This is a genomic window from Micromonospora sp. NPDC023869 (assembly GCF_055559695.1).
Map to the genome: position 1 here is coordinate 128,164 of NZ_JBVHKD010000006.1, position 15,524 is coordinate 143,687.

15 protein-coding genes are annotated in these 15,524 nt (G+C 70.9%); 9 read left to right on the forward strand and 6 right to left on the reverse strand.

What is annotated here, in order from left to right:
- Positions 1 to 2 precede the first annotated feature (2 nt).
- The 3 genes from ACZ31C_RS18570 to ACZ31C_RS18580 all read right to left on the reverse strand — a co-directional run bounded on the left by ACZ31C_RS18570 (position 3) and on the right by ACZ31C_RS18580 (position 2,867).
- Positions 3 to 1,538, reverse strand: a complete 1,536-nt coding sequence (locus tag ACZ31C_RS18570; RefSeq protein ID WP_465796332.1) for an ABC transporter substrate-binding protein — start codon at positions 1,536 to 1,538, stop codon at positions 3 to 5.
- A gap of 180 nt (positions 1,539 to 1,718) precedes the next feature.
- The gene (locus tag ACZ31C_RS18575; protein ID WP_465796333.1) at positions 1,719 to 2,180 is read right to left on the reverse strand and encodes a hypothetical protein; all 462 of its coding nucleotides are present in this window, start codon (positions 2,178 to 2,180) and stop codon (positions 1,719 to 1,721) included.
- Positions 2,181 to 2,228: 48 nt separating this feature from the next.
- Complete coding sequence (locus ACZ31C_RS18580) at positions 2,229 to 2,867, reverse strand: M23 family metallopeptidase (protein WP_465796334.1); 639 nt, start codon at positions 2,865 to 2,867, stop codon at positions 2,229 to 2,231.
- Positions 2,868 to 2,967: 100 nt separating this feature from the next.
- On the opposite strand from ACZ31C_RS18580, the gene ACZ31C_RS18585 reads away from it, so the two are divergent.
- Positions 2,968 to 3,543: a DUF5872 domain-containing protein gene (locus ACZ31C_RS18585; protein ID WP_465796335.1), complete on the forward strand. Its 576-nt coding sequence runs from the start codon at positions 2,968 to 2,970 to the stop codon at positions 3,541 to 3,543.
- A gap of 302 nt (positions 3,544 to 3,845) precedes the next feature.
- On the opposite strand, the gene ACZ31C_RS18590 is transcribed toward ACZ31C_RS18585, so the two are convergent.
- The gene (locus tag ACZ31C_RS18590) at positions 3,846 to 4,016 is read right to left on the reverse strand and encodes a GntR family transcriptional regulator (RefSeq protein WP_465796336.1); all 171 of its coding nucleotides are present in this window, start codon (positions 4,014 to 4,016) and stop codon (positions 3,846 to 3,848) included.
- A 2-nt stretch (positions 4,017 to 4,018) separates the two neighbouring features.
- Here ACZ31C_RS18590 and ACZ31C_RS18595 point away from each other — a divergent pair, with 2 nt between their 5' ends.
- Positions 4,019 to 4,159, forward strand: a complete 141-nt coding sequence (locus ACZ31C_RS18595) for a hypothetical protein (protein ID WP_465796337.1) — start codon at positions 4,019 to 4,021, stop codon at positions 4,157 to 4,159.
- A 15-nt stretch (positions 4,160 to 4,174) separates the two neighbouring features.
- Here ACZ31C_RS18595 and ACZ31C_RS18600 read toward each other — a convergent pair whose 3' ends face one another.
- Complete coding sequence (locus ACZ31C_RS18600; protein WP_465796338.1) at positions 4,175 to 6,067, reverse strand: glycoside hydrolase family 5 protein; 1,893 nt, start codon at positions 6,065 to 6,067, stop codon at positions 4,175 to 4,177.
- A 122-nt stretch (positions 6,068 to 6,189) separates the two neighbouring features.
- Positions 6,190 to 7,050, reverse strand: a complete 861-nt coding sequence (locus ACZ31C_RS18605; protein WP_465796339.1) for an aldo/keto reductase — start codon at positions 7,048 to 7,050, stop codon at positions 6,190 to 6,192.
- 135 nt (positions 7,051 to 7,185) lie between these two features.
- Between ACZ31C_RS18605 and ACZ31C_RS18610 the strand changes: the two genes are divergently transcribed.
- The 7 genes from ACZ31C_RS18610 to ACZ31C_RS18640 all read left to right on the forward strand — a co-directional run bounded on the left by ACZ31C_RS18610 (position 7,186) and on the right by ACZ31C_RS18640 (position 15,460).
- Positions 7,186 to 8,079 carry a LysR family transcriptional regulator gene (locus ACZ31C_RS18610; protein ID WP_465796340.1) on the forward strand — a complete coding sequence of 298 codons (894 nt, stop codon included), beginning with the start codon at positions 7,186 to 7,188 and terminating at the stop codon, positions 8,077 to 8,079.
- Positions 8,080 to 8,375: 296 nt separating this feature from the next.
- Positions 8,376 to 9,539, forward strand: a complete 1,164-nt coding sequence (locus ACZ31C_RS18615) for an ROK family protein (RefSeq protein WP_465796341.1) — start codon at positions 8,376 to 8,378, stop codon at positions 9,537 to 9,539.
- 22 nt (positions 9,540 to 9,561) lie between these two features.
- Positions 9,562 to 10,605, forward strand: a complete 1,044-nt coding sequence (locus ACZ31C_RS18620; RefSeq protein ID WP_465796342.1) for an extracellular solute-binding protein — start codon at positions 9,562 to 9,564, stop codon at positions 10,603 to 10,605.
- Positions 10,606 to 10,777: 172 nt separating this feature from the next.
- Positions 10,778 to 11,851 carry an ABC transporter ATP-binding protein gene (locus ACZ31C_RS18625; protein ID WP_465796343.1) on the forward strand — a complete coding sequence of 358 codons (1,074 nt, stop codon included), beginning with the start codon at positions 10,778 to 10,780 and terminating at the stop codon, positions 11,849 to 11,851.
- Entirely contained in the window at positions 11,848 to 13,635 is a 1,788-nt protein-coding gene (locus tag ACZ31C_RS18630) for an ABC transporter permease (protein ID WP_465796344.1), read from the forward strand. Before ACZ31C_RS18625 ends, ACZ31C_RS18630 begins: the two co-directional genes overlap by 4 nt.
- Complete coding sequence (locus ACZ31C_RS18635; RefSeq protein WP_465796345.1) at positions 13,632 to 14,510, forward strand: creatininase family protein; 879 nt, start codon at positions 13,632 to 13,634, stop codon at positions 14,508 to 14,510. The genes ACZ31C_RS18630 and ACZ31C_RS18635 overlap by 4 nt, the downstream gene beginning before the upstream one ends.
- 2 nt (positions 14,511 to 14,512) lie before the next feature.
- Positions 14,513 to 15,460 (forward strand): amidohydrolase family protein, encoded by a 948-nt coding sequence (locus ACZ31C_RS18640; protein ID WP_396746951.1) that lies wholly within the window; start codon positions 14,513 to 14,515, stop codon positions 15,458 to 15,460.
- Positions 15,461 to 15,524: the final 64 nt, after the last annotated feature.

Consider the following 15,524-nt stretch of genomic DNA (forward strand, 5'->3'; position numbering starts at 1 on the left):
GGTCACTTCGCCAGCGCCGCGTCGCGGAACCGGATCGCCCGGTCGGTTCGTACCTCGTAACCGGTCAGACCGCTGGACCAGCCCTGCGCCACGTCCGGGTTGTAGAGGTAGATGTAGCTGGCGTCGTCGACGATCTGCTTGGCCACCTGCTCGTACCGCTGCTTGCGGACGCCCTGGTCGGTCTCGGTGCGGGCCTGGTCGAGCAGCCGGTCCACAGTAGGGTTGGCGTACTTGTGGAAGTTGAAGGTGCCGCCACTGTGGTGCTGGGCGTAGTAGAACTCGTCCGGGTCGATGTTGCCCAGCCAGCCGAGCATGAACGCGTCGAAGTTGCCGTTGCCCTGCTCGTCGAGCCACTGCGCGAAGTCCAGCGTACGGATCTTGACGGTGACGCCGATGCCGGCCAACTGCGAGGCGATCACCTGTGCGGCGGTGACGGTCTCCGGATACTCGGTGGTGACCATCAGGTCCAGGGTCAGCCCGCTGACACCGGCCTGGTCCAGCAGTTGCCGGGCCTGGTTCACATCGTGCGTGTACGGCGCGTACTCGTAGTGGTAGGCGCTGTTCTGCGGGATGGCGGTCTGGTTGACGGTGGCCAGCCCGAACTTGGCGGCCTTGGTGATCGCCTCCCGGTCCAGGGCGAACGCGATCGCCCGGCGCACGGCGACGTTGTCGTACGGCTTACGGGCCTGGTTGAGGGCGAGGTACCAGTAGTCGGTGGACGGCACCGACCGCACGGTCAGGTCGTCGGCGTCGAGCAACCCGGGCACCTGCTGCGGGGGCAGGTTGTCGGTCCAGTGGACCTCGCCGCCGCGCAGGTTCTGCAGGGCCACGGTGGGATCGCTGACGAAGGTGAAGGTGACTCCGTCCACCTTGGGCTTCTCGCCCCAGTAGTTGTCGTTGCGGACCAGCCGGATGCTGTCGCCGCTGCGGTAGGAACCGATCGCGAACGGGCCGCTGCCGACCGGTTTGGTGGTCACCTCACCGGACTCGATGTTGGCCTTCTGCACGATCGCCACGCCCTTGAAGCCGCCCAGGTTGGCGAGCAGGTTCGGGGTGGGCGCGGTCAGCGCGACGACCACGGTGGTGGGGTCGGGCGCGGTCACCGACTTGACGGTGGAGAACTTGTACGCGGTGTTCAGCTTCTCGTCGATGATGCGGGTGTACGAGTAGACGACGTCCTCGGCGGTCAGCGGTGACCCGTCGGAGAACCTGACGCCCTCGCGGAGGGTGAACGTCCAGGTGAGCTGGTCGTCGCTGGTGGTCCATTCGGTGGCCAGCGCGGGCTGCATCTCCAGGTTCGCGTCCGGCTCGACCAGGGTGTCGTAGACGTTCTCCAGGACCTGGAAGCTGTAGTAGGCGGAGGTCTTGTGCGGGTCGAGCTGGTCGGGCTCACCGCCGATGGCGGCGTTGAGGACACCGCCCGCGCTCGCCCCGTCGGCCCCGTCGACGTCGACCCCCTCGCCCGTGGTGCAGCCCGCGACCGCGACGAGCATCAGGGTGAAGGTGGCGCCGGCCAACCGGAATCTGGTGCTGGACATGGTCCTCCCCTGGATTCTTTCCCGGCTACTACTGAAAGATTTTGGCGAGTCTGGCCTGCTCTCCGGCGGTTGTCAACATAAATCGGGGTATATCTGGCAGGACGTGGTTCCGCCGTCTCCCTCCTGGACCTCACGCTAACCGCAAACGGCCGTGACGGCAGGACGCGTACGGCGGCGGGATCAGAGGCAGGACCAGCAGTAGAGGTGCTCGTCGGCGTCCCGGGCCCGTCGGGCGAGCGCGCTGACCTCCTCGATCACCGGCTGCATCTGGTCGTCGGGGAGCGGCCCGTCCCAGGCGAGTTCCTCGCTGCGTCCCCATTGCGCGGACAGCTCGGGCGTCTGCTCGGCGGTGATCGACGCCAGCGTGTCCCGGGTCGCGTCGTCGAGCGCGGTCAACCAGGGGCCGTCCTCGGCTCCGCTCCACACCAGCCGGTCCTTCACCAGGTCGTCGGCGTCCGCCTCACCGCGCACGAGAGCCACCAACTCCGCCAGCGTCACCGACGGGTCGATGCCCTTGCAGTCGATCGCGTCGACCCCGGGTCGCCCGTCAGCGAGGGCCACCGGCCCGCCGTCGATCTCCGCCATCAGCCGCACCGCCGCGGCGTCGTCGGCCGCGCGAAAGTAGTCGTACAGAACACCCATGCCGGTATCCCAGCAGAGGGGTGCGACACTGCCGTCCTCGCAGCTCGCTCAGGACTGCCCGTCGGGGCAGTTGTTGCTGGTCAGCTTCATCGTGTACTCGGCGTCGTCGCTGGTGATGCCGGACGGCACGCCGTCGAACCAGGTCTCCACCTTCTGCCAGCCCACCCGCTGCTCGTAGTGCAGGTGCGGGGCGCCCGAGTTGCCGGTGCTGCCGATCCGCCCGATCTGCTCGCCCTGGGCGACCCGCTGCCCCTCCTCGACCAACGGCGGTTCGAGCAGGTGCAGGTACTGGGTCTCCCACCGACCGCCGTGGTCGATCTTGACCCAGTAGCCCCCGCCCCGGCCCCGGGGACCCTCCGGGTTCTCCGGGGTACGCCCACCCAGCGACCCGTTGATGCCGGACACCGTGACGGTGCCCGCGTACGAGGCGAGCACCGGCTGCCCCCACTGCTCACCCTGGAGGGGGAAGAAGTCGACGTCGTACTCGCCGTGACCGGGGTAGGTGCCCACCTGCCACGTCTCGCCGCAGCCCACCGGCATCTGGAACAGCGGGCGCGGACCCGGCGGCAGCAGTTGCGGCACCACCACGTAGGCGACCGCGCCCAGGGCCGCGACGGCACCGAGCGCGAGCAGGAGTCGCCAGGGACGGCGGGTACGACGATGGGTGCGGGGATGGCCGGTCGTCACCCTGCCAAGCATGGCAGAGCCCGACGAGCGGCCCCGCCGCCGCCGGCACCGGACCGCGACGGCCACGTTCACCAGGGCCGCGTTCGGGTAACGACCCGGCATGGCGCGGTACACGAAACCGGAACTCCGGGAGCAGATCAAGGCCGAGATCATGGCCTCCGACCGGGGCGGCCGACCCGGGCAGTGGTCGGCCCGCAAGTCGCAACTGCTCACCAAGGAGTACGAGCGGCGCGGCGGCGGCTTCCTGGGGCCGAAGGACTCACGGCAGCGGTCGTTGGAGCGCTGGGGTGCGGAGAAGTGGCAGACCAGCACCGGCTCCACCCGAGCCCGCAAGGGTGACGAAACGGCCCGCTACCTGCCGAAGAAGGCGTGGGAGAAGCTCTCGGACGAGCAGAAGCGCGACACCGACGCCAAGAAGCGACAGGCGTCGCGAACCGGTCGGCAGTTCGTCGCCAACACCGGCCCGGCCAAACGCGCCCGCAAGGAGACGACCTCGCCCCGAGGCCGGGCCGCCACCTCGGCCGAACGGCTCACCGAGCTGACGGTTCCCGAGGCCAGTCGACTCGTACCCGGCCTGGACAAGAACCAGCTCCGGGCGGCGCTGCGACGCGAACGCGGCGGCAAGGCCCGCAAGACGCTCCTGCAACGCCTCCAGTCGGAACTAGACCGCCGCTGATGCGCGCTGGCGCCTCGGGCGCCCATTGTTGCAAGGAAGGGTCCCCTGCTAACGCCTGGTGCATAGCAGGGGACCCTTCCTAACATCTCGCCGGTGCAGGGCGCGGGAGTCGGCGCGCGGTGCAGGGCGCGGGAGTCGGCGCGCGGTGCAGGGCGCGGGAGTCGGCGCGCGGTGCAGGGCGCGGGAGTCGGCGCGCGGCGCGGGGCGAGCCGGTGAAGGTGGGTAGATTTGTTGCTGCTGGAGCGACAACAAATCCACCCACCTAGCGCTGTGCCGGCGTGGACGGAGCGCAGTGGGGATGGCTACTCGGATTTGCGATCCGACTCGGCGACATACACGCCCTTCCCGGGATGCCCCTCCACCAGCGCCCTGTCCTTGAGCAGCGACATGACACGGCTGATCGTGGAGATGTGCACGTCGTATTGCTCGGCAAGTTGACGCGTTGACGGCAGCTTCTCGCCCGGGAGCAACACCGGTGCTGCTTGACGCCGATCGCACCGCGTCGGCTGAGGTACGTGACCGGCCCGCAGCCCGGGACGTACTCGCCGACACGATTCGCCATCCCGACGCGCCCGCGACGGTCGTCTCGCTGGCCGTCACCCTCGGGGTGAGCTGAGCCGCGAACCTCCGGTCAGCTACGGCACAGCAGGGCGTCGGGTTCCTTGCCGGGTGACCAGATCCAGGCGCGGTAGGCGACCCCGACGAGGTGTTCGCCGACGGCGCACTGTCCCTTGTGGTGGCCGCTGGCGAAGTCGCCGCCCGGATTGCCGGCCGGCCGGTTGTCGCCACGGTCGAACCAGACCGTTCGGCGGGTGCCGCCGACGGTGGTGCCCGCGTCGCGGCAGAGCACCGACGACAGGTTGGCGCCACGGACGGCGTACCCGACGACGGTCTTGTGCGGCGGGCATTGCAGCTTGGTGAAGCCGGAGGCCCAGTCGACGTCGACGTACGACTCGTCGCGGACCACGACGTGCCCGCCGGCGTCCGGGGCGTCGGTGCACAGGCCCCGGTTACCGGTACGGCTCAGGCCGATCAGCCGCTGGTCGTCGGGACAGACCGCCTTGCGGGCGCCGGAGTCCCAGTCCGGTACGGCGCGCATCCGCGTCGACTGGTTCAGGTCGGCGTGGTCGAGGGTCAGCATCGACCATTCCCGCACCGGGGCGACCGGACCGGTACGGCCAGCGGCGACCAGGCGACGCCACGCGTCGGCCCGCCAGTCGTCGCCGTCGTACAGGCCCATCCGGTGGCCGGTGGCGTCCCAGTGCAGCAGCGCCCAGCCGTTGCCGCGCCGGTTGTCGTGCCACCCGACCAGGGGCCAGTACGCGAAGTCGGCGTCGGTGGCGATCAGGTGGTCGACGAAGTGGTGGAACCAGTCGCGGGAACGCTGGTTGGTGTTGTCCCGGCCACCCACGCCGAACTCGCTGACCCAGACCGGTGCGGTGAAGTGCCGGTCGGCGTCGAGCGCCACGTACGTCGCCTGCCGCCGGACGGTCTCCACGAGCTGGTCGCGGGTGAGGTCCTGGTAGCGGGGGTCGCTGGTCTCGCCGATGCCGGTCGCGCCGCTGTGGTTCGGGCCGGTGTAGCCGTAGAAGTGCGCCGAGTAGACCAGTTTGTGGGAGCGCACGAGGGTGTGCGAGAGCCGGCCGACCGGTTCGAGGGTGGGGCGGCCGTGCGGGAACCCGTCCACCGGCAGGCCGTACCAGTTGATGCCCTCGATGATGATCAGCAGGTGGGGGTTGGCCTCGGTGAGGATCCGGTCGCCGGCACGCTGGGCGGCGGCGTGCCAGTCGTGCCGGTCGCCGAGTCCCCAGTTCGGATCGTCGAGGATGTTGCGGCGTACCTCGTTGTAGAGGTCGGCGCCGACGACCCGGGGGTTGCCGGCGTAGCGGCGGGCCATCAGGAGCCAGTCCTGTTCCCACTGGGCGGTGCTCTGGCTCGCGTTCCAGCGTTCGTTGCCGTCGACGCCGCAGCACCAGCGCGAGGTGTTGGTGTGGTTGTTGAGGATGACCGCGAATCCCTCGGCGGTCAGCGTCCGGACCGTCTCGTCGTACACCTGGATCGGGGTCCGGCCGCGCAGGTGCGGGTTGGCGCGGACGGCGGCGTCCGGCACCGGTCGGGTGTCGCGGATCATCTCGTTGGAGAACGGCAGGCGGATGCTGTTGAGGCCGAGTTCGTGGAAGCCGGCGACGATCTCGGCCATCGGGGCGCGGTCCAGGCCGATGGGGATCTGGTCGGCCATCTCTCCGGCGTGGTGGCTGGCCGGGTCGGCGCGGTCGCCGGTGCCGGTCCAGGTGCCGCTGGCACCGTGCCAGTTGCCGGACCTGAGCTTGAAGCGGTTGCCGTGGGCGTCGACCACGTACCGGCCCCGGGTGCTCAACGGGCCGGTCCAGGAGGCGGACAGCTCGTCGGCGGCCGTCACGCTGCCCGCAGCCGCCGAAGGACGGGCGCTGTCCGGCACGACCGCCAGGACCAGCCCGGCCAGCAGGCCGGAGACGGCGACGAGGCACGGCATCGACCTGCGCATGGCGACCTCCCGACACCGACCTGATCACCGTGGATAGTAGACGGTCGATGGCGGGCGCGCACCGGCCGCGAGCCCGTCCTCCAGACCGAGGCCGGAGGACGGGGCTCGCGGATGCCGGTCGGTCAGGCCGGGTCGAGTCGGGCCAGTTCCTCGGCCGAGAGTTCCAGGTCGGCTGCGCCGACGGAGTCCCGGATCGTCTCCGGGCGCGACGAGCCGGGGATCGGGATGACCGTGGGCGCCTTCGCCAGCATCCAGGCCAGGCAGACCTGCTGCGGGCTGACCCCACGCTCCCTGGCGACCTCGGCGAAGACCGCGAACCGTGACCCCAGCTCGGCGGCGTTGGAGATGCCGCCGAGCGGACTCCAGGGCAGGAACGCGATGCCGAGTTCGGCGCAGAGCGCCAGCTCCGGTTCGCTGGACCGGAAGGCGGGCGAGAACTGGTTCTGCACGCTGACCAGTCGACCGCCGAGGATCTCGTTGGCCTGCCTGATCTGGTCCGGGTCGGCGTTGGAGATGCCGGCCATCCGGATCTTGCCGGCGTCGAGCAGGTCCCGCAGCGCGCCGATGGAGTCCGCGTACGGGGTGTTCGGGTCGGGGCGGTGGAACTGGTAGAGGCCGATCGCCTCGACCCCGAGCCGCTTGAGCGACGCCTCGACGGCGTCCCTGAGGTGCTCGGGCCGACCGTTCAGCGTCCAGAGGCCGTCGCCGGGGCGTACGTGGCCGCCCTTCGTGGCGATCAGCACGTCGGACGTGTCGCCGCCGTAGCTCGCCACGGCGTTGGCGATCAACGACTCGTTGTGACCGGCGTCGGCGGGGCCCAGGTGGTAGGCGTCCGCGGTGTCGATCAGCGTGACCCCGGCGTCCAGCGCGGCATGGATCGTGGCGATCGAGCGCTGTTCGTCGGGACGGCCCTCGATCGACATCGGCATGGCGCCGAGGCCGATCGCGCCGACGGCGACGTCACCGATACGGCGGGTCTGCATACAGGCTCCTCCTCGAAGCGGTGCGGTTCGGCGGGCGGGCGGTGGCCCGCAACGCCCGGATTCCACCTTCTACCCCGATAGCTAAGCTGTCCAACAGAAGAATCTGATTCCGGCAATCGGTGACGGTGATGAATCGTGGAGTTGCGCCAGCTCGAGTACTTCGTGGCGGTCGCCGAGGAACGGCACTTCACCCGTGCCGCCGAGCGGCTGCACGTGGCGCAGTCCGGCCTCTCCACCTCCATCCGCTCGCTGGAGCGTGAGCTGGGCGCCAGCCTCTTCGTCCGCAACACCCGCAGCGTGGAGCTGACCGACGAGGGGCGGGCGCTGCTCACCCAGGCCCGCCACGCCCTGGCGAACGTGGCCGCCGCCAAGGACGCGGTCGCCGCCGTACGCGGGTTGCTGCGCGGCACGCTGGCCATCGGCACCCTGCAGTGTCTCGGCGCGGTCGACCTCGCGGCGACGCTGGCCCGCTTCCACGCCGCCCACCCCGGTGTCGAGATCCGGTTGCGTCAGGGCGGCTCGCCCGACCTGATCGAACGGGTCCGCACCGGCGACCTCGACCTGGCGTTCGTCTCCGCGCCCGCGAGCGTGGTGCCCGGGGTCGCGTTGGCCCCGTTCCGGGCCGAGCCGCTGGTGCTGGCCTGTGGGCCGAACCACCCGCTGCGCGACCGCACCGCGGTCGACCTGCGCGAGTTGCCGGGCGAGACGTTCGTCGACTTCTCCCCCGGCTGGATCAGTCGGGACGCGGTGGACCAGGCGATGGCCGCTGCCGGGGTGGAGCGGCGGGTCGCGTTCGAGGTCAACGACGTGCACTGGCTGCTCGACCTGGTCGGTCACGGGCTCGGCGTCGCCGTCGTACCCCAGGTCTTCCGGGGCAAGCGGACCGCCGCGCGCTTCGTGCCGCTCACCGACCCGCCGCACTGGCAGCTCGCCGTGGCGACTGCGGGCGGCCGGCACCCCAGCACCGCCGCGACGGCGCTGCTCGGCCTCGACGGCATCCGGGCCGCCGCGACGAGCCGACCGGCCTGACCGACGCCGGGTCGGCGCGGCGGTACGCCCGCGCGCCGACCCGGCGCACGCCACCGAACCGGTCCGTACACACTGGATGGTCATGCCTGACGACACCAGGACGACCGGATGCCGCACCCCGCTGCGTTTGTACGCGGAATAAATAATCTCCGCCTTTTCGGCGCGCTGGTACCCGTCCCGGCCATCTCGAACTACCTCCACGAATCGGACATCTGGCCAGCTCAGAGCGGTGTCGTCGGGTGCCCGAGACCAACTCGTTACTTGACGCAATAGTTCGTTCGCCGTAGGAAGGAAGTGTGACTGACGTGGTGACGCCACCAACGAGCCCGGTGAGCCGGGAGCGGTCGAAGGAGATCAAGCGCCTCTCGGTGATCTCCACCGCCCGCCAGGTGCGGCTGCTCTCCCGTGCCGAGCTGACCGAGCTGACCGGGTTGAGCCCCGCCACGCTCACTCCCCTCGTCCGCGAGCTGATCGCCGAGGGCTACCTGCTCGAACGCGGCCCGGGCACCTCCCGGGCCGGTCGCCCCCGGGCCATGCTGGAGTTCAACCCGCGTGCCGAACTGGTCGCCGCGGTGTCGCTGGAGCCCACCCGGATCAGCTGCGAGATCGCCGACAGCGACGGCACCGTCATCGCCCACCGGGCGGTCCGGCTCGCCGGCGACATCGTCGAGACCATCTGCCGCTCCGTACCCGAACTGGCCGGCGACGGGCTGCCCGCACTGCGCGGGGTGGCGATCGCCGCGCCGGGTGTCTCCTCGGGCGGCACGGTCCGACTCGCCCCCTCGGTGGGGCTGGTCGAGGGCCAGGAGATAGGCGAATCGGTGCAACGCCACCTCGGCGTCCCGGTCGTGGTGGACAACGACGTCAACCTGATGGCGGCCGGTGAGCACGCCGCCGGGGCCGGCAGCGACGTGGCCGACCTGCTGCTGCTGCACGTCGCCGACGGCATCGGCGCCGGACTGGTCCTGGACGGGCAGGTCCGTCGGGGCGCCGGTGGCGCGGCCGGCGAGGTCGGCTTCCTGCCGCTGGACCCGAGCGACCAGGGACACGACGGGATCGGCCCGTTCGAGGCCCGGTGGTCGGAGAACGCCGTCGCCGAACGGGTCGTCGCGCTGGCTCCCGGGCGGCGGCCGGACGCACCGGTGGCCGCCCTGGTCGAGCTGGCCCGCACCGACGCGCGGGCGGCGGCGTACCTCGACGAGGTGTTGACCGCCTGGTCCCGGCTGATCGTCTCCTGCGCCTGCGTGATCGACCCGGGCCGGGTCCTGCTCAGCGGCGCCGCCACCCAGCTCGACGACGACGCCGTGGCGCGGCTCCAGACGCTCGTCGACGCCTCCGCACCCGCCGCCACCGAGGTACGCCGGGCGGTCCTCGGCGACCGCGCGGTGCTGCACGGTGCGGTCAGTTACGCCCTCGCCGCCGCGGCGGCCGGCACACCCCAACTCCTACCCACCCCTTGATCCCTTCCCTCGGAGGTACCTCATGAAACGACGACTTCTCCTGGCCGGGGCGCTCGCCTCCGTGCTCGCCGTCGGCACCGCCTGCGGCGGTGGCGGCTCGGACGACGCGGCCGGTGACGTTGCGCAGCTCACCATCTACACCGCCCGGGACAAGAAGGTCACGGACTTCGTGGTGGAGAAGTTCACCGAGAAGTACCCCGAGTACCAGGGCAAGGTCGAGATCCTCAACATCGGCGCCCAGGAGATCCTGGAGCGGGTCCGCGCCGAAAAGGCCAACCCGCAGGCCGACGTCTGGTGGGGCGGCACCCAGCAGGGCCTGTCGGCGGGTGCCGCCGAGGACCTGCTGGCCTCCTGGCAGCCGTCGTTCGCCGGGGACATGGACGCGCAGTACAAGGACGCCGAGGGCCGCTGGTTCGGGGAGATCCTGCTGCCCGAGGTCATCATGTACAACAACGCGGCGCTGACCCCGGAGCAGGCCCCGAAGGACTGGGACGACCTGCTCGACCCGCAGTGGAAAGACAAGATCATCATTCGGGACGTGGCCGCCTCCGGCACCATGCGGTCGATCTACGCCTCGATGATCCAGCGCCTCTCCCCCGACGGCAGCAACCCACAGCCCGGGTACGACTGGCTCAAGCGCCTCGACGCCAACACCGGCTCGTACGCGGCCAACCCGGCCGACCTGTACCTGAAGCTCTCCCGCCAGCAGGGCACGCTCAGCGCCTGGAACCTGCAGGACGTGCTGTTGCAGGCCAACCAGTCGAACATGCCCTTCGGTTACGTGATGCCCACCTCCGGTGCGCCGGTCCTGGTCGACGGCCTCGCCGCGGTCAAGGGCGGCAACTCCGAGGGCGCGCAGAAGTTCATCGAGTTCCTCTTCGACGACGCGCTCCGGGCCGACCTGGCCAAGGACTTCTTCCAGATCCCCGCCATCGAGATCGCCGACCAGCCGGAGTGGCTGTCCCAGCTCGACCTGCGCCCGATGAACGTCGACTGGAACGTGATCGCCGAGCACGAGACCGAGTGGATCAACCACTGGAACAGCCAGATCAAGAACAAGGGCTGACCGCGTCGGTTGCCGGGCCGGGTACGCGTACCCGGCCCGGCCGCCGCCCGGCCGACCGATGTTAGGAAGGGACCCTTCCTATACCGGAGACGTTAGGAAGGGTCCCTTCCTTACATCGCAGGCCGGCAGCACCTTTCTTACCTACGACCGGCAGCACGAGAAGGAGGACATCATGATCGATGTCACGCTGGAGTCGGTGAGCAAGCGATTCGCCCGTGCCGGCGACACCGCGGCCGTCGACGATGTCGACATCAGCATTGCCGCCGGTGAGTTCTTCACCCTGCTCGGCCCGAGCGGCTGCGGCAAGACCACCACGCTGCGCATGGTGGCCGGGTTCTACTTCCCGACCTCCGGCCGGATCCGCTTCGGCACCGAGGACGTGACCCGCCGCCCACCGAACAAGCGTGACACCGGCATGGTGTTCCAGAACTACGCGCTGTTCCCGCACATGTCGGTGGCGCAGAACGTCGCGTACGGGCTGAAGATCCGCAAGGTGGGGCGGGCCGAGTCCCGGCGACGCGTCGAGGAGGCGCTGGGCGAGGTGCACCTCGGCGGGTACGGCGAGCGGCGCATCGACCAGCTCTCCGGCGGTCAGCAGCAGCGTGTGGCGCTGGCCCGGGCACTGGTCATCCGCCCGCGTACGCTGCTGCTCGACGAGCCGCTGTCCAACCTCGACGCGAAGCTGCGCGAGGAGACCCGGACCGAGATCCGCCGCATCCAGAAGGAGAGCGGCACCACCGCCATCTACGTCACCCACGACCAGGCCGAGGCGATGGCCATGTCGGACCGGATCGCGGTGATGGAGTCCGGCCGGGTGCAGCAGATCGGCGCCCCGCAGGAGATCTACCACCGGCCGGCGAACGCCTTCGTGGCTCGCTTTATCGGCCGCAGCAACGTGCTGTCGCTGCCGGTCACGGCGGTCACCGACGAGACGGTCACCGTCGGCCGCCCGGACGGCACCGAGATCGTGGTGGCCGCGCCGGTCGGGCACGGCCTGCGTCCCGGTGAGAGCGCGCTGGTGTCGGTACGCCCGGAGCACATCGGCCTCACCTCGGTCACCGAGGCGGGCGCGTTGCCCGGCCGGGTGACCGAGCTGGAGTTCACCGGCATGGCCACCAACCTGGTGATCGAGGTGGCCGGCGAGTCGGTGCAGGTGGCCGCCATCGACGTGCCGTCCGGCGTCGCCGTCGGCGACCAGATCGGTCTGCGGCTCAACCGCGAACGCATGTGGGTGGTGCACCCGTGACGGCCGCACCGAGCGCCGCCACCGTCCCACCGATCACCGAGGACCCGACCCCGCCCGGACGGGGTCGCCGTCCCCGGCTGGGCGGACGCTTCGCCGGTGGCGCCAGCTCCCGCTGGTTCCCGTACGCGCTGGTGTTCCCGCTGGCGCTGATCCTGTTCGGGTACGTGGTCCAGCCGATGTTCGCCACCTTCGCCGAGAGCGTCGGGGTGGACGGGGTGGCCAACTACACCGAGTTCCTGCGCGGCGGGGGTGTGGCCCGCTCGTCGCTGCTCACCTCGCTGGGCATCTCGGCGGCCAGCGTGCTGCTCTGCGGGATCGTCGGCGTGGCGATGGCGTTCCTGCTCAAGCGCTTCCAGTTCCCCGGCCGCCGGCTGATCGAGGCGATCATCCTGGTGCCGGCCGCGCTGCCGCCGCTGATCGGCGCCATCTCGTTCCAGTTGCTCTACAGCGAGACCGGCATCCTGCCGCGCGGGCTCCAGCAACTGTTCGGCACCGAGAGCCCGGTGCTGCCGTTCACCGGCATCGCCGGTGTGCTGGTGGTGCACACCTTCACCATGTACCCGTTCTTCTATCTCGCCGCCTCGGCCGCCCTGGCCGGGATGGACCCGTCGGTGGAGGAGGCCGCGTACAACCTCGGCGCCGGTCGGGTCCGGGTGTGGCGGACCGTGCTGCTGCCGATGCTCACCCCGGCGCTGGTCTCGGCCTCGCTGCTGGTGTTCATGACCTCGCTGGCGTCGTACACCGCTCCGCTGCTGTTCGGGGTGGACCGCACGATGACCATGCAGATCTACATCAACCGCACCAACGGCGACCTGCCGATGGCCTCCACGTACGCCTCGGTGCTGGCGGTGGTGTCGATCCTGTTCCTGCTCGGCATGCGCTGGTACGAGGGGCGGCGCAGCTACCGCTCGCAGTCCAAGGGTGTCGCCGCGCACCGGCGGGAGATCACCAACCCGTTCGGCAAGTGGGCCGCGTTGGCCGCCTCGATCCTGGCCACGGTGGTGCTGCTGGCGCCGGTGGGCACGATCGGACTGGTGGCGTTCTCCGAGGACGGGTCGTGGACGACCGAGGTGATCCCGTCTGCGTACACCTGGCAGAACTTCGTCACCATCTTCTCCGACCCGAGGGCGTTCCAGCCGATCCTCAACTCGTTGCAGATGAGCCTGATCGCCACGGTCGCCTGTGTGGTGGTCGGCGTGCTCATCGCGTACGCGGTGCGGCGGTTGGACTTCCGGGGTCGGGCGCTGCTGGACGTGGCGGTCATGCTGGCGTGGGCGCTGCCCGGCACGGTGGTGGCGATCAACCTGATCTCGGCGTTCAGCACCGGCAACGCGTTCAGCTTCGGGCAGGTCCTGATCGGCACCTTCTGGATCATGCCGCTGGCGTACTTCGTGCGGTTCCTGCCGCTGGTGTTCCGATCCAGTTCGGCCACGCTGGCGCAGATCGACCCCTCGCTGGAGGAGGCGGCCCGCAACCTGGGCGCCTCGTGGTGGCGGGCGTTCGGCACGGTCACCCTGCGGCTGATGATCCCCGGGGTGGCGGCCGGCGCGCTGCTGGCCTTCGTCAACGGCGTCGGCGAGTTCGTCGCCTCGGTGCTGATCTACACGTCGCAGACGGCACCGATCTCGGTCGAGATCAACAACCGGATGTACTCGTTCGAGGTCGGCACCGCCGCCGCGTACGGCATGCTCCAGGTGGCGCTGATCTTCGTGGTGATGGTGGTCTCCGGTCGGCTCCAGAGCGGCCGGTCGGCGTCCCGGGAGGCGGCGAAGTGGACGGCGTGACGCGTGCCGAGGTGACCGTGAGCTGGCCGGAGTCGGGCCTGCTGCCGATCGGGCGGGTGCCCGGTGGCGAACTGGCGGCGGTGGCCGCCGCCGCGGACTTCGCGGTGCTGCCGGTCGGCGCGGTGGAGTGGCACGGCCCGCACCTGCCGCTGGGCACCGACCTGATCCTGGCCGAGGGGTTCGCCGCCGAGAGCGGCGCGACCGGCGACGGCCCGCGCGGGGTGCTCTTCCCCGCCGTGCCGTACGCGGCCTGCCCGGGGCAGACCCGTCCGTGGCCGGGGACGGTGGCGATCCGCCCGGAGATCGCGGTCGGCTACCTGGCCGATGTGATCGAGGGGATCGTCGCCGCCGGTTTCCCCCGCCTGCTGATCGTCAACGGGCACGACGCCAACATGTCCACCGCGCGGGCCGCGATGGAGTGGGTCTCCGGCCGCCGGCAGGCCAGCCTGCTGCTGGTCAACTGGTTCCAGTTGGTCACCCCGGCGGAGACCACGCAGCTCTACGGCGAGTTGCCCGCGCGCGGGCACGGCGGGGCGTACGAGACCTCGGGCGTGCTCGGCTTCGACCCCGACGCGGTACGCCTCGACGCGGTCGAGGACCTGCCGCCGAAGCCGAAGCTGCCGGTGGCCCACCCGTACGTGCTGGTGGAGTCCCGGCCCGACCCGTGGCAGGGCTGGTCCGGGCACATCTCGCTGGCCGACGTGGCGAGCGGCGAGCGGGTCCGGCACATCGCCGGTGCCCGGTTGCGGGAGATCGTGGCCGCCTGGGTCGCCGCCCCGCCGCCCGCCGCGCCCACCGCCGATCCCCTGCCCACCGGTCCGCCGACCGTGGATCCGCTGTCCGCTGATCCGCCGCTGTCTGCCAGGGAGGGGTGACCGTGGACCGGGGACTGGACGTCGTCGACTTCCACCTGCACTTCCGCATCGGCGCCGACGAGACGATCCATGCCTGCGAGGAAGCCGCCGGGATGCACCCCGGCGGGGCACCCGAACGGGCCGCCCGCGCCGCCGCCTCTGCCCCGTACGCGCGGGCGTGGCGGCAGGCGTGGTCGTTCCCGGAACCGGAGCCGCCCGCCGCGCACTGGCCGGACGAGGCCGACCGGTGGGCCGACGAGTTGCGCCGGGTCGGCGTACGCCGGGCGGTGTTCGTCACCGGTGGCGGCAACGACGCGGTGGCCGACGTGGTCGACCGGCACCCGGACCTGCTGCTCGGCTTCGCCCACCACGACCCGTACGCGCCGGACGCCGCCGCCGAGCTGGAACGGGCGGTCACCGAACGCGGCCTGCGCGGGTTGAAGCTGTTCGCGCCGTTGCTGCGCGGCCCGCTCGACGGGCCGGACCTCGATCCGCTCTGGGGCACCGCGCAGCGGCTCGGGGTGCCGGTGCTGATCCACATCGGGCACTACGGCAGCGCCGGCGGCCTCACCTTCGGCCGGCACGGCGGTCCGGAGGAGCTGGCCCGGATGGCCCGCCGGTTCCCGGAGCTGCCGGTGGTGGTGCCGCACTTCGGCGTGCAGTACGTGCAGGAGCTGCTCTTCACCGCCTGGGGCTGCCCCAACGTGCACGTCGACACCTCCGGCTCCAACCAGTGGGTGCGCTGGATGCCGTACAAGCTGACGCTGGAGGATCTGTTCCGGCGCTGCTACGAGACCATCGGCCCGCAGCGGATCGTGTACGGCAGCGACTCGTCGTGGTTCCCGCGCGGGTACGTCACCCGCTACCTCGACGACCAGCTCCGCATCTGCCGGGAGCTGGGCCTGCCCGACGACCACCTGCGCGCGATCTTCGCCGGTAACGCCGAGCGCCTGCTCGGGCTCGACGACTGACCGGCCGACCGTCCGGGACGGCCCCCGCGCCGACCCGGCCTGGAGAGGAAGTAAGGAACTCCGT